At 65.1% G+C, this 22,092-nt stretch carries 22 protein-coding genes; 9 read left to right on the plus strand and 13 right to left on the minus strand.

The window, feature by feature from the left end; translation table 11 throughout:
- Positions 1–73: 73 nt before the first annotated feature.
- Together FJ940_RS18380 and FJ940_RS18385 are read right to left on the minus strand one after the other, a co-directional pair.
- A complete protein-coding gene (locus FJ940_RS18380; protein WP_140657442.1) occupies positions 74–1,444 on the minus strand; it encodes a VpsF family polysaccharide biosynthesis protein in 1,371 nt (456 codons plus the stop codon).
- Position 1,445: 1 nt separating this feature from the next.
- On the minus strand, positions 1,446–3,578 hold the full coding sequence (locus FJ940_RS18385) for an exopolysaccharide transport family protein (RefSeq protein ID WP_140499083.1): 2,133 nt from the start codon (positions 3,576–3,578) through the stop codon (positions 1,446–1,448).
- Between the two features lie 265 nt (positions 3,579–3,843).
- Between FJ940_RS18385 and FJ940_RS18390 the strand changes: the two genes are divergently transcribed.
- The 3 genes from FJ940_RS18390 (at position 3,844) to FJ940_RS18400 (ending at position 7,590) form a co-directional block, all read left to right on the plus strand.
- On the plus strand, positions 3,844–5,349 hold the full coding sequence (locus tag FJ940_RS18390; protein WP_140516165.1) for a formyl transferase: 1,506 nt from the start codon (positions 3,844–3,846) through the stop codon (positions 5,347–5,349).
- A gap of 320 nt (positions 5,350–5,669) precedes the next feature.
- Complete coding sequence (locus tag FJ940_RS18395; protein ID WP_140499087.1) at positions 5,670–6,701, plus strand: hydroxyacid dehydrogenase; 1,032 nt, start codon at positions 5,670–5,672, stop codon at positions 6,699–6,701.
- Between the two features lie 232 nt (positions 6,702–6,933).
- Positions 6,934–7,590 (plus strand): GntR family transcriptional regulator, encoded by a 657-nt coding sequence (locus FJ940_RS18400; RefSeq protein WP_140499090.1) that lies wholly within the window; start codon positions 6,934–6,936, stop codon positions 7,588–7,590.
- A gap of 57 nt (positions 7,591–7,647) precedes the next feature.
- On the opposite strand, the gene FJ940_RS18405 is transcribed toward FJ940_RS18400, so the two are convergent.
- Positions 7,648–8,649, minus strand: a complete 1,002-nt coding sequence (locus tag FJ940_RS18405; protein WP_140657600.1) for an NADP-dependent oxidoreductase — start codon at positions 8,647–8,649, stop codon at positions 7,648–7,650.
- A 96-nt stretch (positions 8,650–8,745) separates the two neighbouring features.
- Positions 8,746–9,561, minus strand: a complete 816-nt coding sequence (locus FJ940_RS18410) for an oxidoreductase (RefSeq protein ID WP_140649242.1) — start codon at positions 9,559–9,561, stop codon at positions 8,746–8,748.
- Between the two features lie 104 nt (positions 9,562–9,665).
- Between FJ940_RS18410 and FJ940_RS18415 the strand changes: the two genes are divergently transcribed.
- The gene (locus FJ940_RS18415) at positions 9,666–10,235 is read left to right on the plus strand and encodes a TetR/AcrR family transcriptional regulator (RefSeq protein WP_140657444.1); all 570 of its coding nucleotides are present in this window, start codon (positions 9,666–9,668) and stop codon (positions 10,233–10,235) included.
- A 220-nt stretch (positions 10,236–10,455) separates the two neighbouring features.
- Positions 10,456–10,761 carry a hypothetical protein gene (locus FJ940_RS18420; protein ID WP_140499097.1) on the plus strand — a complete coding sequence of 102 codons (306 nt, stop codon included), beginning with the start codon at positions 10,456–10,458 and terminating at the stop codon, positions 10,759–10,761.
- 65 nt (positions 10,762–10,826) lie between these two features.
- Here the strand turns inward: FJ940_RS18420 and ugpC are convergent, their stop codons facing one another.
- The 6 genes from ugpC to FJ940_RS18450 all read right to left on the minus strand — a co-directional run bounded on the left by ugpC (position 10,827) and on the right by FJ940_RS18450 (position 16,713).
- The gene (ugpC, locus tag FJ940_RS18425; protein WP_140499099.1) at positions 10,827–11,891 is read right to left on the minus strand and encodes a sn-glycerol-3-phosphate ABC transporter ATP-binding protein UgpC; all 1,065 of its coding nucleotides are present in this window, start codon (positions 11,889–11,891) and stop codon (positions 10,827–10,829) included.
- Positions 11,892–11,925: 34 nt separating this feature from the next.
- Positions 11,926–12,747, minus strand: a complete 822-nt coding sequence (locus FJ940_RS18430; RefSeq protein ID WP_140521426.1) for a carbohydrate ABC transporter permease — start codon at positions 12,745–12,747, stop codon at positions 11,926–11,928.
- Positions 12,748–13,653 carry a sugar ABC transporter permease gene (locus FJ940_RS18435; RefSeq protein WP_140657602.1) on the minus strand — a complete coding sequence of 302 codons (906 nt, stop codon included), beginning with the start codon at positions 13,651–13,653 and terminating at the stop codon, positions 12,748–12,750.
- 95 nt (positions 13,654–13,748) lie between these two features.
- A complete protein-coding gene (locus FJ940_RS18440) occupies positions 13,749–15,086 on the minus strand; it encodes a sugar ABC transporter substrate-binding protein (RefSeq protein ID WP_140657446.1) in 1,338 nt (445 codons plus the stop codon).
- Between the two features lie 63 nt (positions 15,087–15,149).
- Complete coding sequence (locus FJ940_RS18445) at positions 15,150–15,809, minus strand: GntR family transcriptional regulator (protein ID WP_140499104.1); 660 nt, start codon at positions 15,807–15,809, stop codon at positions 15,150–15,152.
- Positions 15,810–15,828: 19 nt separating this feature from the next.
- Positions 15,829–16,713, minus strand: coding sequence for a dihydrodipicolinate synthase family protein (locus tag FJ940_RS18450; RefSeq protein ID WP_140521424.1), 885 nt, complete (start codon positions 16,711–16,713; stop codon positions 15,829–15,831).
- Between the two features lie 251 nt (positions 16,714–16,964).
- Between FJ940_RS18450 and FJ940_RS18455 the strand changes: the two genes are divergently transcribed.
- Positions 16,965–18,926, plus strand: coding sequence for an acyltransferase family protein (locus FJ940_RS18455; protein ID WP_140521423.1), 1,962 nt, complete (start codon positions 16,965–16,967; stop codon positions 18,924–18,926).
- A gap of 149 nt (positions 18,927–19,075) precedes the next feature.
- Positions 19,076–19,381, plus strand: coding sequence for a hypothetical protein (locus FJ940_RS18460; RefSeq protein ID WP_140499110.1), 306 nt, complete (start codon positions 19,076–19,078; stop codon positions 19,379–19,381).
- A gap of 107 nt (positions 19,382–19,488) precedes the next feature.
- Here FJ940_RS18460 and FJ940_RS18465 read toward each other — a convergent pair whose 3' ends face one another.
- Positions 19,489–20,085: a DUF6456 domain-containing protein gene (locus FJ940_RS18465; RefSeq protein ID WP_140521422.1), complete on the minus strand. Its 597-nt coding sequence runs from the start codon at positions 20,083–20,085 to the stop codon at positions 19,489–19,491.
- A 134-nt stretch (positions 20,086–20,219) separates the two neighbouring features.
- Here FJ940_RS18465 and FJ940_RS18470 point away from each other — a divergent pair, with 134 nt between their 5' ends.
- Complete coding sequence (locus FJ940_RS18470) at positions 20,220–20,501, plus strand: DUF982 domain-containing protein (protein WP_140499114.1); 282 nt, start codon at positions 20,220–20,222, stop codon at positions 20,499–20,501.
- A gap of 99 nt (positions 20,502–20,600) precedes the next feature.
- Positions 20,601–20,903, plus strand: coding sequence for a DUF982 domain-containing protein (locus FJ940_RS18475; RefSeq protein ID WP_140559951.1), 303 nt, complete (start codon positions 20,601–20,603; stop codon positions 20,901–20,903).
- Between the two features lie 241 nt (positions 20,904–21,144).
- Here FJ940_RS18475 and FJ940_RS18480 read toward each other — a convergent pair whose 3' ends face one another.
- Positions 21,145–21,729 (minus strand): GcrA family cell cycle regulator, encoded by a 585-nt coding sequence (locus FJ940_RS18480; RefSeq protein ID WP_140521421.1) that lies wholly within the window; start codon positions 21,727–21,729, stop codon positions 21,145–21,147.
- A 128-nt stretch (positions 21,730–21,857) separates the two neighbouring features.
- A complete protein-coding gene (locus FJ940_RS28825) occupies positions 21,858–22,004 on the minus strand; it encodes a hypothetical protein (protein WP_224618688.1) in 147 nt (48 codons plus the stop codon).
- Between the last annotated feature and the right edge of the window lie 88 nt (positions 22,005–22,092).

The raw sequence follows: 22,092 nt of genomic DNA on the forward strand, positions 1-22,092 counted from the left end.
GCACGGTCACTTCAACCGAATGCCGAAATTACTTCACTGAGGCCGGATATGCCCAACCTAAATTCATCCCGCTCTAGCGGTGGAGAGGCAGCCCTCTTCGGGGGTCGTCTCCAGTTACGCGCGCTGCTTGCGTCTTTTGCCGCGCCACCGCCCGCGCCGGCCGGTACAGCACCAGCGCCAGCACCACGAATTTGGTCAACAGCGTCGTCTTGGAGGCGAGGGTCTCGGAGGTGTTGAGCAGGATCAGCCAACCCAGCATGGGCAGCCAGATGCCGGGATGGCAGCGGCGTGCCACCTCATGCATGAACAGCACGAAGCCGAACAGCATCAGCAGGGTAAAGAAAGCGCCCTGATAGAGCACCATGCGTATGATCGGGTTCTCGATGCCTTGTTCCAGGCCGTTGATGCGGCGCATGCTTTCGATCAGATCGATATCAGGCCCCACGATCAGGTCGCCCAGCCCCAGATTCTTGAAGAGGTCGAACATTTCGACGCGGGCATTGGCGCTGCCGCTGTCGGACACGAAGCGTTCCAGCAGCGCGTCGAAGAAGCCGTAGGAAAAGAGAAGGGCGACCGCCACCGGCAGCAGCGTGGCGAGCAGGACCGCAAGGGCCGCGCCCAGCAGGCTGACGCGTCCATGCCGCAGATAGGCCACGCCCCTGAAAAGCAGATAGATGCCGCCGAGCGCGAGCGTGATCACCATCGCCGAACGTCCGCCGAACGCGACCAGCGCCGCGGTTTGCAGGCCGATCAGCGAAAGCCGCAGCGGCATCGACAGCGACCGTGAGCCGGAGAGCAGCGCCAGCACATAGACCGCGGTGATCGTGGCATTGGCCAGCGGATGGCCCTGAAGCGCGGTCGAGCGCAGGTCCGTGAACACCTCGCCGTCGAGCCGATAGGGAAACACCAGCGTCTTGGTCGCGAACTCGAACAGCGCCAGCAGCGCATTCGCCGACATCACCGCGTGAACGACCGTCTGCAGCCGCGCGAAGGTCCGTTCGTCGTCCTCGGCCAGCATCAGCACCAGCAGCGCCGCCGTCACGAACGTATCGACCATGCCCGCCATGCCCGGGCGATGCCTGATGACGACCACCACCAGGAGCACGACCGAGATGACCGCCATCAGCGCGCTGGCCGGCCGCCGGTCGGCAACGGCAGCCATATAGCCGACCGGATTGCCGAACGTGCATGAACGCCAGGCAAACACCAGCACTAGGAGATAGGTCGACGGATGGATTTTGGTGGCCGGACTGCCGAGCAGGCCGTCGTAATTGTAGCCCACCAGCCATAGCATGCCGCCGGAAACGGCGAACAGCACCGCCACCGTGACGACCAGGCCGAAGCGGGTCACCCAGTCGACGGAACTGCCGGTGGGGGATGCGGCGGCGGCTTGGCCCGGCGCGGCCCAGCCGGCTGCCGGGCTGGCGGGCCGGACTGCGGCCATGTCAGGCCGCCTCGTCGACCAGCAAGGCGCCGGTCGGCAACCGCCCCATGACGGAAATGGCCTGCGACGCCGCCGCGACATCGCGCATCGGCGTCGAGTTCAGCGTGGCGACGAGCAGGATTTCGTCGGCCATCGCTACCAGCGGCGAGGCATTGAGGTTGTCGGCCAGCGCGCCGCCATCGATGACGACGAGTTCGAAGTTGCGGCCCGCCTGGGCCAACATCTGCTGGGCAAAATAGACGCCCTGCGCTTCCTGGAATACGGCCTTTGACCGGCCCCTCCCCAAAAGCGCGACATTGCTGCCGGGCGTATACTGGCTCAACGCCTCGATGCCGTACTCACCGCGAAGCACGTCGAGCACGCCCGGCTGCTGATCTTTCTGGCCGCCGCCGGCATTGGTATCGATGAACAGGATACGGCCGCCCCGGGCGGCCGCGGCATTGGCCAGCAAGCGCGCCACCCTGCCGCGATGCGCGGCGTCCTCGGGCGGCGACGTCACCAGTATGGACGGCACCAGCGGCCAGTCCGGCGGGCGCCGGCCCGACGAGAACATGCGCCTCAGCGCCAGCCCGACGACCGCGTCCGTCTTCTGGCTCGCCGCGGCGGCCGTGCCGCCGAAAGGCCACCAGCGGCGGGTGTTGCCCGATTTTGCCGGCACCACGCCAAGCACCGGCGCGTCGATGGCCGATTGCATCTGCGCGCTGGAAAGCACTGTCGGCGAGGAATATTCCGCGATCAGCGCCAGGCCGGTGCCGAGCCCCAGGCCGCCGAAGAGCGCGCCCAGGACAAGCAGCGACAGCGGCGGCCAGCTCTTCTTCAGGGCCGGCATGGCGCTGGAGATGATCCGCGCATTGGTGCTGTCGACGTTGATCTGCTCGCGCGTCTCCTGCACCCGCTGCAGATAGTTGGCGTAGACGGAGCGAACGGCCTCGAGATCGCGCTGCAACTCCCGCAGCTTGACCGAAGCCTGGTCCGTATCGAGCGACTTGGTCTTCATGCCGGCGACCTTGGCCTCCAGCGCCTGCTGGTTGGCCAGCGCCCGCTCGTAGTCGGTCTCGGCAGCCGCCCCGATGCGGCCGAGCTCTCGCCCGATCAGTGCACGCGTATCGCGCAGTTGCTGCTGCGCCGCGATCATCGAGGGATGGCGTGGCCCAAGTTCCGTGCCGAACTGCGATACCTTGTCGACAAGCGTCGCCTCCTGCGCCCTGAGGCTCGAAATCACCGAGGAGCGCATCGCTTCCGAGGTCGCGTCCGGCGCCCCGCCCGACCTGCGCAACTGGTCGACCTGCGCCTTCAGCGCCGCGGTGCGGCTTTGCGCTGCCGAAAGCTGCGTATTCAGCTCGGTCAGTTCCTGGTCGCTGACCAGATTGCCTGCCGCCATCACCATGTTGTTGGCGGACCTGTAGGCCTCGACGGCATTCTCGGCCTGCTGGACGCGCTTGCGCTGCTCATCCAGTCGCGCGGCGATGGCGTCCGAAGCGTCCTTGGCCATCCGCGCGCGTGAGCTCGCCTGATCCGCCAGATAGGCCTGCGCGATCGCATTGGCCAGCATCGCCGACTTCTCGGCGTTCTTGGTGGTGATGATCACCTCGATGACCAGCACTTTGTCCGCTCGCCGCACCGCCAGGCGTGCGCGCAAGGCATCGAGCGTCTTGGCAGTCTTGTCGGCTTCGCCCGACCCCGAACCCAGCAATCCGCCGAGTAAGCGTCCCAGCATGCCCTGCCCGTTGAATTCAGGATCCTCGGTCAGGTTGGTCGCCTTGATGGCCCTGAGCAGCACCCCCGTCGACTGGACGACGCTGACCTGGCTTTCCACACGGGTTATGCCGCCGTCGGGCGGCACCTGGCTCGGATTGACGTCGTTGCTGACCACCTGCAGGTCTTGCGGATCGATGATGATTTCCGCCGCCGAGCTGTAGAGCGCCGGCGTCAAAAGCCCATAGAGCAGGGCGCCGAGGGTCAGCAGCGCGGTGATGGCAAAGATGAGGGAACGGCGGCGCATCAATATGCGCTTCACGTCGCCCAGCTCGACGGTCGAGGCCGGGTAGGATGGCGCCAACGGCACCGCTTCGGGCGCGTATTGCATCGCCTCCGGAGCGTATTGTTGCGGCAACGAGAGCAGGGATGATTGCAAGGGTCGCTCCGACAACACTCCATGCGCCTGCAAAGATCAAATTGCGGCTTTGTCTTAGCTATGCTTCCAACTGTTAAAACACTGTTAATTATATTGAGAGCTCTTGTGAATTTTGGCACGGGGTTTGCCTAGAAGAGGCGCGGGTGTTGATACGGCGCGGGCAACGGGGGAATGACATGGAATGGGGCAACACTTCATCCGTCCGGCCGTTTCCCGCGTCCAAACACCGGCCCAATACCGAACATCACAACGATGAGGATGCGACATGCAGGTGAGCCTGCGCCTGGACAGCGAATGCCCGCGTGCCTTTCACCTGACGCTGCTGGAGCGCCTGGCGGCGCTGGCGCATGTCGAGGTCTCTGTCGATCTCAGGCCGGCCGAGGGCGGCATACCACCCAGCGCCGCGGCGCTGTTTCAGCTGGAAACGGCCATCCATGGCCTGTCCGCGAACGGGCTGGCGAAACGCCTGCCGCTTTCGGCGCTGGCGCCCTATCAAGCGCGGCCGCCGGCAGCGCCCGATCTGGTGATCGACCTCTGCGGCGACGTGCAGCGCGAAGAAACGCGCGTCTGGCGCGTGACCTATGACGGCGCGGCGGGCGAAGCAGCCCTGCTGGCGCTGATCCTCGATGGGCGAACGCCGATCGCCCGTATAGAGGAAAACGGTGCGTACCTCGCCGAAGGCCGCTTGGGCACCGAATATGGCGGCATCGCGCTTGCCTCGTTCCAGGATATGCTGGCGCGCACCGCGAGCCTGATCCTGGCGGCGATGACCGGCGCCGCGCGGCACGCCCTCTCCGTCCTGCCGGAGCCAGCGCACGGCAATGCCGCGCCCGCCCTGCCGTCCTCCGCCAAGCTTGGCGTCAGGGCCGGCAAGGCGCTGGCGCGGCGCATCGTCCAGAAGATCTACCATCTCTGCTACAACGCCCCGCACTGGAAGGTCGGCTGGCGGCAAACGCAGGGGCAGGACCTGCTCGACCTGCGGGCGCATCCGGCAACGGGCTGGCAGGTGCTTCCCGACGACGGCAGCCGCTTCTACGCCGACCCATTCCCGATCCTGTATCAGGGCAAGGTGACCCTGTTCGTCGAGGACTATATCCACCGTCTGGGCCGGGCCATCATCTCCGCCGTGCCGTTCGGCCCGTCGGGGCCGATCGGCCGCCCGGAACCGGTGCTCGACCTGCCCTATCACCTGTCCTATCCGTTCGTCTTCGAGCGCGACGGCGAAGTCTGGATGGTGCCGGAGAGCTGCGCCAACCGCACGGTCGACCTCTACCGCGCCACCGCCTTCCCTGGCGGCTGGGTCAAGGAAGCGACGCTGCTGTCAGACATCGTCGCCAGCGACGCCACCCTGGTCGAGCATGGCGGACGATGGTGGCTGTTCGCCACCGTCAGGGACGGCGGCGGCGCCTTTTCCGACGCGCTGCATCTGTGGTCGGCGCCGGACTTTCGCGGACCGTGGACGCCGCACCCCAAAAACCCCGTCCTGATCGACATCGCCTCGGCGCGACCGGCGGGCCGCATGGTAGAACGGGAGGGCCAATTGCTGCGCCCCGTGCAGGACTGCCGCAGGAGCTATGGCGCGGCGCTCGGCATCGCACGCATTGTTCACCTCGATTTGGACGGCATGAGCCAGGTTGTCGAGACCATCTTGACGCCTGGCGCGTTATGGAGCGGGCGCAAGCTGCACACGCTCAACGAGGCGGGCGGCCTTGAATTCATCGACGGTTCCGCGATCGCGCCGCGCTGGAAGCAAACGAGCGGCGGGCGCTGACGACGGCCTGCGCATAAGGTCGATACGGCCCTCTGGCAAAAAGCCCCCGCCAGTCATGGCCGGCGGGGTGAGGCTCTGGAGTAAGCCGGAATCGGTCCGGCATGGATCAACGTATGGAGCGGTGGTTGGTTGCGGCGCCAGAAGCGCATTCCCTTTCCCTTTTTTGGGCCCTTGTGCAAGAACGGCCCCTCGCCCCAGCCGCAATCCCGCCTTTCTTGTCGCGAAATTTTCCTCCTCCGTATGCATGTTGTAAGTCGTTTAATCCGGGATAGATTGCATCCAGAAGGGCGCCAAAACGATCGCGCCGGGAGGAATTCGCCATGTCCGACAGCGCCCTGCCGCTGGTCATCAGCGCGCCCGAACCGCGCACGCTCGACCTCATCTTCACGCCGCCGCAGCTGGCGCGCTTCAAGGCGAAATATCGCATCGTCGAGACGACGCCGGACGGCGTGGCGAAACTGCCGGCCGATGTGCTAGCCGAGGCCCGCTACATCGTCGGCCAGCCGCCGATCGCGGCCGAGACGCTGGAGAAGATGAAGGCGCTGCGCTGCGTCTTCAATGTCGAGAGCAACCTCATCGACAACATGCCCTATGAAACGCTGTTCGCGCGCGGCATCCATGTCGTCACAACGGGCCTGGTCTTCGCCGAGCCGGTGGCCGAGCTCGGCCTTGCCATGGCGCTCAACCTCGCCCGCGGCATCGTCGATGCCGACCTTGCCTTCCGCAAGGGCGAGGAATTGTGGGGCGGCGACGGCAACCGGACGGCGCGGCTGTTGTCAGGCGCCGATGTCGGCATCATCGGCTTCGGCGATCTCGGCCGCGCGCTGAACCGGCTGCTGTCGGGTTTCCGCACCAGGACAAAAGTCTTCGATCCCTGGCTGCCGCCGTCGATCCTAATCGACAATGGCGTCGAGCCGGCCGCGATGGACGAGGTGCTGTCCGCCAGCGACTTCGTCTTCGTCGTCGCCTCGGTGACCAGCGAGAACCAGGGCTTCCTCGGCGCCGACGCCTTCGCCAGGATGCGCAAAGGCGCGGCCTTCATCCTGCTCAGCCGCGCCGGCGTGGTCGACTTCCCCGCTTTGATGGCGGCGGTGAAGGGCGGCCACATCCTCGCCGCCAGCGACGTCTTCCCCGAGGAGCCGCTGGCGCGGGACCACCCGGTGCGCGCCTTGCCCGGCTTCCTGCGCTCGGCCCACCGCGCCGGGGCGCTCGACATCGCCTTCAAGCGCATGGGCGACATGGTGCTGGAGGACATGGACCTGATCGACCGCGGCCTGCCGCCGCTGCGCTCCAAGCGCGCCGAGCGCGAAACGGTCTCGCGCATGCGCTCAAAGCCGGTGGACAGGAACTGACAGGGCGGCGACGTCCCTCGCGTCGCTTGACAAAAGCATGGCCAGCGACGACCCTCGCCCGGCCCATCTGGGGGCTCGGCAAGCGGCAGGGACCGTCGGCGGTAATGGCGCAGCTGGCGGGCTCAAGGCCAATCGGTCCGGCCGGCCAAGCGGTCCGGTTCTCTTTTTTCGCCATGGCAAGGCGGCAAGAGCGGCCCTCGCCATGAGGCTGTCGAAAACGCGACGGAGCGCGATGCTCAACACGATCGATTATGGCGGCAAGGAAGCCGATATCGTCCACGCGCTGGAGGAAGACATCATCTTCGGCAGGCTGGCGCCCGGCGCGCGCCTAGTCGAGGACGTGCTGCTCGCCCGCTTCCCGGTGTCGCGCCATACCATTCGACAGGCGCTCTATCAGCTCGAAAGGCTAGGCGTCGTCACGCGCGAGCGCAACAAGGGCGCCATGGTGCGGCGGCTGTCGCCCGACGAGGTACGGCAGATCTACGAGGTGCGCGAGATGCTGCAGCGCCAGGCGGCGCTGATGATCCGCCTGCCGGCGAGCGATGCGCTGATCGAAGAGCTGACGCAGATCCTCCGCATCTATAACGACCATGTCGAGAGCGGCTACCTGCGCGGCATCCACGAGGCCAATGATCGTTTCCATCTCACCATGTTCTCGGCCTGCGGCAATGCCTATCTGGTGGCCTCGATCGAGCATTACATGCGCCTCAGCCTGCCGGTGCGGGCTAACTCGCTGGCCGACAGGGAAAAGCTCGACATCTCGCGCCAGCACCACGCGATGATGATCGAGGCGCTGAAGCGCCGGGACAATTGGGTGCTGGCGCAGCTCTGCGTCGACCATTTGCAGCCCAGCAAGGCGTTCTATCTCCAGGAGATCGAGAGCGGCTGAGACCGCCCTGGCTAAAAGGCGCAAGACTGACAACAGGCCGAGCGGCGCCGGCGCCTTCTATCTCACCTTCACGACCACCTTGCCCTTGGCGCGCCCCGTCTCGACATAGGCCAGCGCCTCGTTGGTCTTTTCGAATGGGAATACCTGATCCATGACAGGGCGTATGACGCCGGATTGGATGAGCGACGTGATCCTGCTCAATTGATCGCCCTGCGCCCACATGAACAGGAACGAATATCCGACCCCGGCGCGTCTGGCCTTGCGGCGTATGCCGCGGCTCAGCAGGCGCAGGAGCAGTTTCAGGACAATGTTGAGGCCTTTGGCCCTGGCAAATTCGGGATCCGGTGGACCGGAGATGGAGATGAGCTTTCCGCCCGGCTTCAGCACATGCAGGGATTTCTCGAGCGTCTTGGCGTCCTGGCTGTTCAGGACGACGTCGTAGCCATGCAGGACCTTCTCGAAGTCCTCCTTCTTGTAGTCGATGACGACATCGGCTCCGAGACGTCTCACCAGATCGGCGCTCGCGACGCTGGCCGTCGTCGCAACCGTGGCGCCGAGATGTTTTGCCAGTTGGATGGCGAATGTCCCCACACCGCCGGAGCCGGCCTGGATGAACACCTTCTGCCCTTTCTTCAGCCCTGCCCTGTCGACGAGCACCTGCCAGGCGGTCAGGCCGACCAGCGGAATGGAGGCCGCCTCCTCCATGCTGAGACTGTCGGGCTTCAAGGCCACGTCGGCTTCTTCGACGGCGATGAATTCGGCGAATGTCCCGATCCGTCCGTCGCGCGCCCGCGCATAGACTTCGTCGCCGGTCTTGAATTTGCGTACTTTCGACCCGACGCGAATGACGATGCCAGCCACGTCATGGCCAAGGATGAATGGCGGGCGGTAAGGCAATATGAGTTTGAACTCCCCGTCCCGGAGTTTGGAATCGAGAAGGTTTACGCCAGCGGCGTGGACCTCGATCAGGACATCGTTGTCGCGCGGTTCCGGCTCAGGCATCTCTGCAAGCCGCAGGGCGCCCTTCTTCTGATATTTGTCGACGACAAAGGCTTTCATCATATTCGCTTTCTTGAAATGAATCCCGATATCGGACAGGCTGGGCTTTCGGGGCAGCGAAACTGCTTGTGCGGGCACCGACTTGGCACGCTCCGTTCAGGCAGGCAGGCGGAACTGCTTGCGCAAGGTCTTGTCGAACGTCGCGGCGGGCGCGAACCGCCGCAGCGTGCTGACCAGCCGGGCTGTCTTGCCGGCGGTGTAGCGTCGGCGCTGACGCTTCTCGGTGGCGGCCCTGAGTACCACATTCGCCACCGCTTCCGGAGGGTCTGCTTTCGGCATCACGTCGCGAAGCAATGCGTCGATACCGGCGCGGGCCTGATCGTATTCCTTCATGACGGAATCGGGCTCGAGCCCGTTCTGGTCGAACACGGTGCGCACGAAGGCAGGTTCGATGACCGAAACCCGGATGTTGAAAGCGCGAACCTCGTGGTCGAGCGATTCCGAATAGCCTTCGAGCGCGTGCTTGACGGCGGAATAGTGGGCCGAATACGGCGCGGGAACCAATCCCAGGATCGAGCCGATGTTGACGATGCGCCCCTCGCCGCGCCGCCGCATCGACGGCAGCACCGCGTTGATCATCCGCATGACGCCGAACAGATTGACATCGAACAGGGCCTTGGACTGGGAAACCGAGGATTCCTCCGCGCCTCCCAGCAGCCCGACGCCGGCATTGTTGACCAGAAGGTCTATCCGGCCGGTCCTGGCGAGGACATCTGAAACCAGAGCTGCGACCGATGCGTCATCGGTCACGTCACAAACCAGCATCGATATTTCGCTCGAACCCTGGCCTGATATTTTGCGGCTGGTGCCGAAGACGGTGAAACCCGCCCGCGCCAAAGCCTCCGCGCTGGCGCGGCCGATGCCTGAGGAGGCGCCGGTCACGATCGCCGTCTTTCCTGAATTCCGGTTCATCTGGTAACTCCGAACTCGAGAGGTCTTGCCTCTCGGCGATGATTGGCTTATGATCGTAATATCACATTATGAATGTAATGCAATAGGGAAGCGGAAGGAGCGCCATGCGCTACGAAAAAGGCCGGAAGGACGCATCACGCAGCCGGATCATGGAGGTCGCCGCCGAACGGTTTCGCGGTGACGGCATCGCCGCGTCCGGACTGGCAAGCATCATGAGCGACGCCGGCATGACGAACGGCGCCTTCTATCCACACTTTCAATCCAAGGCCGAACTCGTCCGCGAGAGCATGGTCGCGGCACTGGAGGCTCAGTCGCAGCAATTGCAGGGGGCGTTGGCCTCGGGAGGGCTGGAGTTGGCCCTCGGGATGTATCTGTCGCCCGAGCACCGGGATCATCCGGAGACCGGCTGTGCTTCGGCGGCGCTGTTGCCCGAAATCGCGCGTCAGCCATCCGAGACCCGCGCGCTCTACACCGAACGATTAATGACTCTGGTGCGCCAGCTATCGGCGCAGTTGCCGCCTGGAATCCCTGATCCGGAGGGCGTTGCATTGGGCGTTTTCGCGGCGCTCATCGGCGCCCTTCAACTGTCCCGCGCGGTGGAGGGAACTGAATTGTCCGATCGCATGCTGACGGCGGGAGCGGAGGCGGCGCGGACTCTGGTCCAGCCGCGCTAGGGAGAAGAGGAAGGCGCTATCCCGTGCGATGTGCCCCCGCTGCAAATCTAACGATGCAGCCAAACGAAGAAAAAAGCGGAAAGTTTCGCCGCTGTTGAACAATATATTTGTTCAGACCGGGCCTCAGCTGACATGGCGAACCGGAACTTTCCTCCAAACCTTCCGTTTCTTTGAAGATCGTTGCTTCGACGGTCGAAGAGCAACAGGGAAGGATCCTATCATGAACATCAAGATGATCTGCGTCGGCGCGATGACGCTTTCGATGCTCGCGGGCTCGGCCCTCGCCGCCGCGAACAAGGGCACGTCGGCACTCGACGACCCGGCCAAGATGCAGCCCTTCTACACCGACTCCAGCATGAAGAAGATGCGCAGCAGCGACGAGTTCACGAAGGCGTGGAAAGCGCTCACTCCGGAAGACCAGAAGATGATGATGACGGCCTGCGACGACGAGGCCAAGGACGCCAACGCCGCCAACAGCCATCCAGAATTCTGCAGCAGCGTCAAGGCGAATGGCGGCAGCAAATAGACCGGCCTAGAAGCAGGCTTTTGTAGCCCGCACCCTGAAGACAGCCCCGTCCCGCGGGGCTGTTGTCATGCGCCGACGCGCCGGCCGGTTTCGGCGTCGAACAGATGCGCGCAGGCGCGGTCGACCTCGATGCGCACCGGCTGGCCCTGCTTGAGCGCCAGCCGCTCGCGGAAAAGGCAGTCTATCTCCTCGCCGCCGCAGTCGACCTTGGCGAAGATCTCCGAGCCGGTGGCTTCCAGCAGCGTGACGCTGCCAGGTATGCCTTGGCTGCTGGCGCGGATGTGTTCGGGGCGGATGCCGTAGACCAGCTCTCCGCCCGGGACCTGTGCCGGATGAAGCGGCGCCGGCAGCGGCAAGGTCAGCCCGCCTGCGCTGCGGAAGACGCCTTCCTCGATGCGGCCGCGAATGAAATTCATGGCGGGCGAACCGATGAAGCCGGCGACGAAGAGATTGGCCGGCTGGTCGTAGAGGTCGAGCGGCGCGCCGACCTGCTCGACCAGGCCGTCATGCAGCACCACGATCTTGTCGGCCATGGTCATGGCCTCGATCTGGTCATGCGTGACATAGATGGTGGTGGTGCCCAGCCGCTGGTGCAGCGCCTTGATCTCGCCTCGCATCTGCACGCGCAGCTTGGCGTCCAGGTTGGAGAGCGGTTCGTCGAACAGGAAGACTTGCGGGTCGCGCACGATGGCGCGCCCCATGGCGACACGCTGGCGCTGGCCGCCCGAAAGCTGGCGCGGGAAGCGGTCGAGCAGCTTTTCCAGGCCGAGGATACTCGCCGCCCTGTTGACGCGGCCGGCGGTATCGGCCGGATCGGCTTTCTTGATCTTGAGCGCGAAACCCATATTGTCGGCCACCGTCATATGCGGGTAGAGCGCGTAGTTCTGGAACACCATGGCGATGTTGCGGTCTCGCGCCCTGAGATCGTTGACGACCCGCTCGCCGATGGCGATCCTGCCGGCCGAGATCGTCTCCAGCCCCGCGATCATGCGCAGCAGCGTCGACTTTCCGCAGCCCGAAGGTCCGACCAGGATCACGAACTCGCCATCGGCGATGTCGACGCTGACGTCGTGAATGATCCTGGTCGCTCCGAATGCCTTCTGCACATTGTTGATGGTCACCGCTGCCATTTCATGTCCTCACCTGGAAAGAGTGTCGTCGGCTTCAGCCGCCCTTGACCGCGCCGGCGGTCAGCCCGGCGACGATCTGCCTTTGCGCGAACATGGTCAGCACCAGCACCGGCAGCGTCACCACCAGTGCGGCGGCGGCCAGCGGCCCCCAGCTCACCTGCTCGTAGGAGAGCATGTTGTAGACCGCGACCGGCAAGGTCCGCGTCTCGCGGCTGGCCAGCACCACGCCAAAGACGAAATTGTTCCAGGAGAAGATGATGGACAGGATGAAGGCCACCACGATGCCTGGCCTGGCGATGGGCAACGCGACCAGCCGGAACACCTGCCATGAGGAGGCGCCGTCCATGCTGGCGGCCTCCTCCAGCTCCATCGGCGTGGTTTCGAAATAGCCGATCATCACCCAGACCACGATCGGCACCGTGACCACGAGATGGATGATGATCTGCGGCCACAGCGTGCCCAATATGCCCGCCCACTGGAACAGCAGGAACAGCGGGATGAGATAGGACAGCCCCGGCGTCATGCGCGCGATCATGATGACGACCGCCGACCGTTCGGCCTTGAGCCGCGCTATGCCGTAGCCGGCAGGCACGCCGATCAGCAGCGCCAAGAGCGTCGCCGTGCCGGTCACCAGCACCGAGTTCCAGAAGTAGAGCAGGAAATTGTTCTCCTCGAACACCTTGGCATAGTTCGACCAGGCCACGTGCTCGGGGATGAAGACCGGCGGCGAGGCGCCGTTGTCGATCTCGAATTTCAGGGACAGCGAGAGCATCCAGAGGAAGAACAGGATCGCCGGCGAGACGAAGACCAGGGCGGCGAAGAACAGGCCGATCCGGTTGAGCAGTCGCGAACGCATCTATTTGCCCTCCGCGCCGGTCCAGCGGCTGCGCTGGCGCAGCATCAGCAGGACGAAGGACAGCGCTACGATAAGAACGAAGAACACCACCGCCATGGCCGAGCCGTAGCCGACGTCGTAATAAGAGAAGGCGATGTTGTAGAGATAGATGTTGATGGTCTCGGAGGCCGTGCCCGGCCCACCCTGCGTCATCGCATAGATGATGTCGAAGCTCTTCAGTGCGTCGATCGTGCGGATGATCACCGCGATCATCAGGAACGGCGCGATCATCGGCAAGGTCAGGTAACGGAACTGCTGCCAGGCATTGGCGCCGTCGATCTCGGCGCTCTCGAAGGGTTCGCGCGGCACCGAGGCCAGCCCGCCCAGCACGATCAGCATCACCAGCGGCGTCCACTGCCAGGTCTCGACCGCAACCAGCGAGGGGATGACCGTCCTGGCATTGAATATCCATTCCTGCGCCGGAATGCCGACCAGCGACAGAAGGTAGTTGAGCACGCCGAGTTGCGGATGGAACATCATCGTCCAGACCAGCGCCACGGCGACGGGCGTGGCCATCATCGGCATCACGAAAATGCCGCGCAGCACGCCGCGCAGCGGGAACCGGGCATCGAAGATCAGCGCCGCGACCGTGCCGAGCAGCATCGGCGCGGCCACCGAGAGGAAAGTGTAGGACAAAGTGTGCGCGAGCGATTCCCAGAACCGCCCATCGCCGACCAGTCGCAGATAGTTCTCCATCCCCGCGAAGCTTCGCGACTGGCCAAGCGTCCAGCGGTTGACGCTCATCCACAGCGTGAAGGCCCAGGGAAAGACGATGACGGCGCCGACGACGACCAGCGCGGGGACGACGAAGGGCCAGTAGCTGGGAGCCAGCTTGACGGGCCGGCCCCCTTCGCTTGCCTGTTTCATCACCCCGGTACGATCCGTAGTCGCCCCGGCGCGATCCGTCGTCGCCCCGGCGCGACTCGTCGTCGCCTCGGCGCGCTCTGGGGCAGTTGCGGACATCAGCCTTGCTCGCTCCTGTCGAGGACCGGCTGGAACTGTTCCGTCGCCTTCTTCAGTTCCTCCGCCGGGTCGGCCCCGGCGAGCAGGTTGCTGAGCGCCACGCCATAGATGTCGCGGAATTCGGTGACCGGGATGATGACCGGCAGCGCCAGCCGGCTGACATTGCCGGAGCCGACCACGGCATCGAGCCAACTCGCCGGCATGGTCACGCCTTCGCGCACCTTGGGGTCTTCCAGCACCGATTTGCGGAACGGCACGCCGGCACCTGCCTGCAGCAGCCGCGCGCCCATGCCGGCCGACACCGCCCATTGGCAAAAGAGATAGGCGGCTTCCTTCTTCTCGCTGGCCGTTGTCACGCCGAGCCCGTCGCCGAACGTACCCGAGGCATGCGCCTTGGGGCCCTTGGGCATGACGCCGTAGCCGACCTTGCCGACCACCCTCGACTTCTCCGGATTTTCCATCGGCGGCGCGAAACCGACGCCGTCGAACCACATGCCGATCTTGCCTTGCAGGAAGGCGGATTGCGCTTCGGCCCAGTTGAATCCGGTGACGCCGGGCGGCGCGGATTTGGTCATCAGCCGCTGGTAGAGGGCGGCCGCCTCCACCGCCTCGGGCGCGGTGGTGCGCAGCTTGCCCTTGTCGTCGAGCGGCCTCATGTCGTAGCCGAGCATCAGCGAGGTCCAGACCGGCGTGTTGGCGTTCTTGAGGCCGCGCGCGACGAAACCGTAGGTGTTGGTCGACGGGTCGGTCAGAGCCTCCGCGGCTGAAACGAGCTGATCGAAGGTTTCGGGGTATTTGAGGCCCTTGGCCTCGAACAGCTCCTTGTTCCAGTAGATTATCCAGTAGTCGACCGAGAACGGCAGCGAGCGCAGCACGCCCTGGCCGTCCTTGGCGAACAGCATGCCGGCATCGGCAAAGTCCTTTTCGACCAGGCTCGGATCGGTCAGCGTCGGGTCGGCAAGGTAGCCCGATATGTCGGCCAGCCAGCCGCCCTTCTCGAACTGCCGCTTCTGCACATGGTAGCTCAGATGCACGACGTCGAAGCTGGGTTTGCCGGAGCTGAGCTCGATCACCGTCTTCTGGCGCTGCTGCTGCTCGGGCGTCGCCTCGGCATTGACCTTGATGCCCGTCAGATCCTCGAACTCGGCGAGATATTTGATCAGCGTGTCGCTGCGCGGGCTTTTCACCAGATTGACATCGAGCGTCGTGCCCGCGAAGCGCTTCCACTCGACGCCGGCGGCAAGGCTCGGGCGGATACCGGCAAAGCCGGCGCCGGCGAGCATGGCGGCGCCCGCAAGGAGCTGCCTTCTGGTTGGGTTGAATGGATTGGACGGCATTTCTTCCTCCCGGTTGCTGTCGTTGTCGATTGCGCCGCGACAGGCACGGCGCGGCCTGCTTCCTCAGATATGGAGCGCCAGCCGGCGCGCATTGTCGATATGCTGGCTGATCGCCTCGACCGCCTTTTGTGGATTGCGGCTTTCGAGGGCTTCGATCACGCTCAGATGCTCGCGCATCACCGGCACCACGCGCCCGTCGATGCGGAACCGTTCCTGGTGGATCAGGCGGATCTTCACCGAATTGACCAGATAGGCCTTGGCAATGATCTCGTTGCCGAGCGCATCGATGAAAGTATCGTGCATGGCCCAGTCGATGGTCTGAGCCCTGGCCTCCATCTCCGGCGTCGGGGTCTGCGCCAGCGCCTGCGCCAGCATGTCCTCATGCTCGCGGCGCAAGCGCGCGAGTTCGTCGTCGGAGGCGCTGACGGTGAACAGCGCCACCGCCTCGCGCTCCATGAACAGGCGGAACTGGAAGGCCTCGCGGATCAGGCTGATGTCGATATGCGCAATCTGCATGCCGCGCTGCGGGATCGTCGTCAACAACCCCTCGGCTTCCAGGCGCGGCACGATCTCGCGGATGGCGCCGAGCGGCAGGCCGGTGAACGCGACGAGTTCGCGCTGCGACACGAACTGGCCCGGCTTGAGGTCGCGGGCCAGCAAATGCCGCGTGAAGCTGGCATAGGCCTGCTCCCGCAGATTTGTCTGGTCGCCGCCATTGGCCATTTCAGTGCTTCCTTCCCCGTCAGGCCGCCGCGGCCGCGAAAAGAGTGTCGTAGGCAGCGCCAAGCTGCTGGCGCTCCGGCGCCGCGATCGGCTCGAGCGGCGGCCGCACCGCCAGCCAGCGCTCGTCGCCGGTCTTGCGCGCCACCATCACCTTGACCGCCGGAAGGACCGGGTGCTTGAGCAACTCGAGCACGAAACGCTCGACGCGCACGTCGTCGTGCCCTTTCTCGGCCATGGCGAGGACCTCGCCAGCGGCGAAATTGGCCATGCCCGAAATCGCGCCCTGGCCACCGATCCTGACCGCCCGCGCCAGATGCCGCTCGTCGCCGATCAGGATCACCAGATCGCCATGGGCGCCGAGCAGCGCCTCGCTATAGGCCCAGTCGCCGCCGGAATCCTTGACGCCGGCGACCACGTCCGGAAACGCCTGGCGCAGCCGGCCGATCAGCCCCAGCGAAAGCTGCACCGTGGTGACCGAGGGGATGTTGTAGAGCAGCACGCCGCGGGCCAGCGGACCGAGAGCGGCAAAGACGGCGGAAAACCAGCCGAAAAGGCCATCGTCGCCGATATTCTTGAAATAGCTGGGAGGGGCAAGGAGGATGTTGCGGGCGCCGCGCTGCAAGGCATGGCGAGCCTGCTCGGCTGCATCCTCGGCCGCATCGACCAGCACGCCTGCGACAAGCTGATGCGGCGCGATGCCGGCCGCCAGCATCGCCTCGGTGACGGCCCGCCGCTCCCCGGTGCCGACCGAAGCGCCCTCCCCGGTGGTGCCGAAAAGCGTCACGCTGGTGCAGCCCTGTGCCAGGCAGCTCCGGGCCAACGTCACCATGGGTGGAATGAGGATTTGCCCCGACGCATCGAAAGGCGTGGCCAGGGCAACCGAAAGACCAAAACGCGATGTCACCAGCGAGTCTCCCAAAGAGCAGTGCGCAGGTAGTGCTATCACGCTAACATGTTAGTCGTAAATAGGGCGGATGCAAATTTACGGAAACGCAAGTTGTGATGGTTCCGGTGCAGGCGCTATCCATGCCCAGGCCCGTTTGTGCCGTTTTTCCTTTTTCCTGCCATGTTGCGCTGCGAAAGATTTGTTGCATTGCGATACGATCCGCCCCGGCCGACAATGGCCGCGGGTTGGGCTTGCACGAAGGATTTGTCGTGGCAGCATCGTTCCGACCCGATATCGAGGGAATGCGCGCACTGGCGGTAGCCGGTGTCGTCGCCTATCATTTCGGCCTCACAGCCCTGCCCGGCGGCTTTGCCGGCGTCGACATCTTCTTCGTCATCTCCGGCTATCTGATCACAAGACACCTTTTGCAGGAGATCGGCGAGAGCGGCCGGCTGAACCTGTGGCGCTTCTATGCCCGCCGCGCCCGGCGGTTGCTGCCGGCCTCGCTGTTCGTCATCCTGGCCACGCTGCTGGCCGGCGCCTTCATCCTGTCGCCGGAGGAACAGGCGCTCTATTCGAAGGGGGCGATGTTTGCCTCGGCCTATATGATCAACCTGTGGCTGATCCGCTGGTCGTTCGACTATTTCGCTTCAGACGCCGCCAACAACCCGTTCATCCATTTCTGGTCGCTATCGGTGGAGGAGCAGTTCTACCTCGCATGGCCGGCGCTGCTTGTTCTCGCCGCATGGCTGCGGCCGGGACGGCGCGCGGCCATCGTGGTCATCGGTGTCACCGGCCTGGTGTCGTTCGTGGCCTGCGCCTGGCTGACCAGCGTTTCGCCGCCCTGGGCTTTCTATTTCTCGCCGCTGAGGGCCTGGGAGTTCGCCGCCGGCGGGCTTGCCACGACGGTGCCGGCAAGTTTTCTCCGGTGCCACCCGCGGCTGCGCGCCGCGCAAGGCTGGCTCGGCCTGGCGCTGATCGTGCCCGCCTATCTGCTGCTGGACGAGGCGCTGCCCTTCCCCGGCCTGCTGGCGCTGCTGCCGGTCGTCGGCACGGTGCTGCTGCTGGTCAGCGGGGCAGGCGAGCGCCAAGCGGATGGCAAGCTGGCCGGCGGCCCCGCGGCTCTCCTGTCGCTGCCGCCCATGCAATGGATCGGCAAGCTCTCCTACTCGCTCTATCTCTGGCACTGGCCGGTCATCGTCTATGCGGGAATGGTCACCGCGGAGCTTTCCGGGCTGGACAGGTTTGCCTGCCTGGCACTGACGCTGATGCTCTCCATCTTCACCTATCACGTCATCGAAAACCCCGTGCGCCGCAACGGCTGGCTGATGGCAAGCGCCGCCCGCGCGCTCGTGCCCGCGGCGCTGCTGACCGGCGCCGGCGTGGTCGCGGCCTACGCCAATGCCAAGTTTGCCGTTCACGAACTCGATCCGGAGCAGCGCGTCATCGCCCAAAGTGCGGCGCGTCCATCCACCGCGCGCGCCAGGGGCGGCTGCGTGCTCGACTACGAGACCATCACCCCGAAGCCCTGCGTGTTTGGCGCCAAGAATGTGAAAGGCACGATCGCCTTGTTTGGCGATTCACATGCCGACCACTGGTCGACGCCGCTGATCCAGGCGGCCGAAAAGCGCGATTACCGGGTGGTTACCTGGCTCAAATCCTCGTGCCGGGCGTCCCGGCTGTCGACATGGTCGAGCAAGCTGAAGCGCGACTACGCCGAATGCGACCAGTGGCGCGAGCAGTCGATCAAGGAGATCCTGGCGCTGAGGCCGGCCCTGGTGGTGATCTCGGAAATCGCCCTGACCAGTTCGCGCAAGATGGCCGCCGGCAAAGATGAGCCCGACAGTCAGGACGCGGAGTGGAAGGCTGGCCTGCGTTCGACGCTGGAGACGTTCAGCAAGGCCGGGCTGAAAGTCGCCTTCATCCGCGACGTGCCCTTCAACGACGAGCAGGTCGACACCTGCGTGGCGCGTGCGCTGTGGCGCGGCGACACGCCCTCGCTCTGTGATCAGACGCGCGCCTATGCCGCCAACGACGCCATGGCCGCGGTGGAGCGCGACGTCGTGCGCAGCATTCCGAACGCCCGCTATGTCGATATGACCGACCAGTTCTGCAACCAGACCACCTGCCATGTCTTCATCGGCGGCAAGATCGCCTTCCGCGACCGCCACCATCTGGCGACCGCTTTCGCCGAGACGCTGGAGAAGCCGCTGGAGAAGGCGCTGTTTTAGAAGGGGTTAACGTCCCTTCTTCAAAGGCGCGCTGCCAAGGCGCCGCCCCCTCACAGCGCGCGCGGGCACGAAACATTGGTTTACCGGCTTTATGGGAACAGGGCCGCGAGGGCAGCGTTTATTAGATGAGCCCTAAAGAGGAGGTTGCCATGAAGAAACTCTTGCTCGCATCCGTGATTGCCGTCGCTTCGGCGGTGGCCGTGATCGCCCCGGCAAATGCCGCCAGCATCACGCTTGGCATCGGCAACGGCTATGACGACGATTATTATGTTCCCAGATATCGTCACCACTATCGCGATTATTCCGACGATGACGGCTACTATCGCCGCTACAGCATGTATGACGAGAGCTACCGTCCGCGTTACTACGGTCATCGTCGCTGCCACACCGAGGTGATCAAGCACTGGCGTCATCACCATCGGGTCATCGAGAGAGTCCGCGTCTGCAGGCGTTGACCTGACAACCAATCCGGCCGGCATCGCGCCGGCCGGATGTCATGCACAGCGCCATGCCCTGGAGCGGAGCACTTGTCGTGCGCGCCGCAACTCCTCGGGGCCCAACCCTATCGTCGCATCATCATCCCGTAGTGCATCGCCAGCAGATCGAGCCCGATTCTCAACAGCTTTGCCGCCACGTCCCTGCCCTCGCTCATCTCTCCCGCCACGCCTCTGACCGACTGCTCCAGGCACACGATCTTCCGGACCACGTCGACCACCTCCCAATGGCCGAGCGCGCGGGTCGCGGCGGCGTGCGACCGTCCGGCATTGAGCACGCTGTCGGTGATGCCGCCGCTTGTCCTGTCGCCGTCGACGCGTTCGCTCCAGCGCATCGGCTTGATATCAGCCTGCTGGCTGGCGCGGAAATCCTCGCGGTAGCGCAGACCGGCTTCGCGCTGCTGGCGCGACAGCGAGGTGATGCCCAGCAGCGGATCGATGCTGCGCACCCGCACGATACCACCGGTGGAGGTATGGCCGTCATTGGACACCTCATAGACGCGCCGCGCCTCCGATGTCCCGGTTGCGAGCCGCTTGCGGCCGAACTCATCGTCCCGCAACGCGAAATCATGGCCGACCTCGCGGCGGATGCGCACCTGCTCGGCCTCGCCCTTCGGCAGCTTCGGCGTCTGCGGTTTGGCTGATCTGGCGGCTTTCTTGCTCATGGCTGCGTCCTTGTGGGGAGTGGATTGAGGTGCTGGCTGGCGCGGCAGCGATCCCTGGCGAAATTGGCTGCGTGCGCCGGAACCAGCGGCGAGGCTGGGCGTTGTGCCGCACCAAACCAACAGGAGGTATGCCCATGACCGCCTTCATGCCGGTGACCTTGCGCTTCTGCGACAACAAGACCATGCTGGTGGGCTCCATCGCCCAGGCGGCGACCGCGCTTCGCCGGCAATGGCCTGACAAGACGGCCACCGCCTATCTGGATGCGGCAAGGCTGGTCAGGCTCGCCATCGACGGCAGCTGCCGCCAGCGCGTCGCCTTCGAGGCTTTCACCAAGGCGGCCGGGCAGCAGGGGCTGCTGGTGGCTAAGCCGCGTAGCCGCGCCCATGAATGGCTCGACGCCGCCGCGGGCCCGTGAGGTGGCTGAAAACGTGATGCAACCGCGCCGCCGCCTTGCACGTTGATAGGGGCTGGCTTCCGAGCCGCGCGCAACGCCAAGGTAACCGCCGTGGGTACCATGAAAACAGGATCTCCGCTCAAAGTATGCCTGGACGGGCATGTCGAGGTGATCGACGGCGTCGCTGAGGCAGCCGACTTCCTGCAGCGCTGGCCGATTGAACGGCGTGGTCATGTCTACCGCAGTGCGCTCAACGCGTGCAGCGCAGCCATCGCGGCGCAGATTTCGCACGCCGACGCGATGAAAGCGTTCACCGGCTTCGCCCGGGTTACCCGTATATTGGCCGGCGATGACGGCCGGCCAGCGATGCCTGATGCAATAAGCGTGCGGATGCCAAAGCAGGGCCACGATCTGCCAAAATAAAAGCGTTGCGTGGCCGCCGTTCTCGCCAGATCGCCAACACTGCAAAAGAAAAGCCAGCGTTGCAGCTAGTCTCTTTCTCCCCGTTTTACGGGGAGAAATGCCCGGCAGGGCAATGAGGGGCGGTGCCACCGCTTCGATACCTTGCATCTGACCCAATCTCCCTCCCGAATTCATGCCGTTCCCAATCCTGCACCCGGCGCCGCCCGCCTGCCGTTAGCTCCTCTCCAGAACGGGAGGAAGCTCACCCCGCCTCGCAGACACGCCGGCGGAAGCGCGCCTGATGATAGGTGCAGTAGCTTTTCATCGCCCTTGTGCGCATGCCGCAGCACAGCATGTGGACGCCCGGCCGGCCGCCGGGCGCGTCGTTTTCCGGATTTTGCTCCAGCGCCAGGTCGAGCGGAGCGCGGCAGCGGCCGAACAGGCAGTCGACGAAGCGCATTGCCACGCCATGCGGCTGGCGGCCGATCGGGCTTCGCTGCGGCACCGGCACCTCCAGGCGGTAGGCTTGCCCGTCCGCCATCAGCACGCCGGCCTCGCGTGCTGCGAGGCGTTCCGCACCTTCACCCTTCGGCACGCGCTTGCGTCCGGCCTTGGCGGCGCGGTCGGCGGCCTTGTCATTCGCCCTCTCGGCTGCCGCGATGCGCTTGCTGTTGGCAAAACCGATCGAACTCAGCATGGCGTTACGGTGAACGATGCCGATGATGGCGTCGCGCGACACCGGGCTGCCTCGCGACGCGCTGAACCGAGCCGCGATGCGCGAGGCGGAAAGTCCGTCCGTCAGCCAGCCGGCGATCGCCTGCAATTCCTTGTCGCCGTAAAGTGCCATATCTGGTCTCCGTCCATTGCGCGGCCGCGGCAGCGCGCGACGCCGCCGGCGAGTATCGGTGTCGGCCCGCCGCAGGCGGTGGGCATTGTTGGGTTGGATCCGGCCTGTCGGCCGTTGGATTGGCGGCCTCAGCCCGGCCGGCCGCCCAGCGCGGCGAGGCGCGCCAGCCGCGCCTCTGCCGTCACCCGGTCGGGTGCGAAAACCGCCCTGCCCGTCAGCCTGTCGAGCAGGATCACGGTGCCGTCCTCGGTGCGGATCAGGGAGCGGATCCGCACCGCGCTGAATTGGGGGCCGGAGCCGCGGGGAGCGGCGGCTCCGGCCGTTCCGGCCGCCGGTGACGGGCGGACCGGACGTGCGGCTGAT

The sequence above is a fragment of the Mesorhizobium sp. B2-3-7 genome, from assembly GCF_006442695.1.
Classification (GTDB): domain Bacteria; phylum Pseudomonadota; class Alphaproteobacteria; order Rhizobiales; family Rhizobiaceae; genus Mesorhizobium.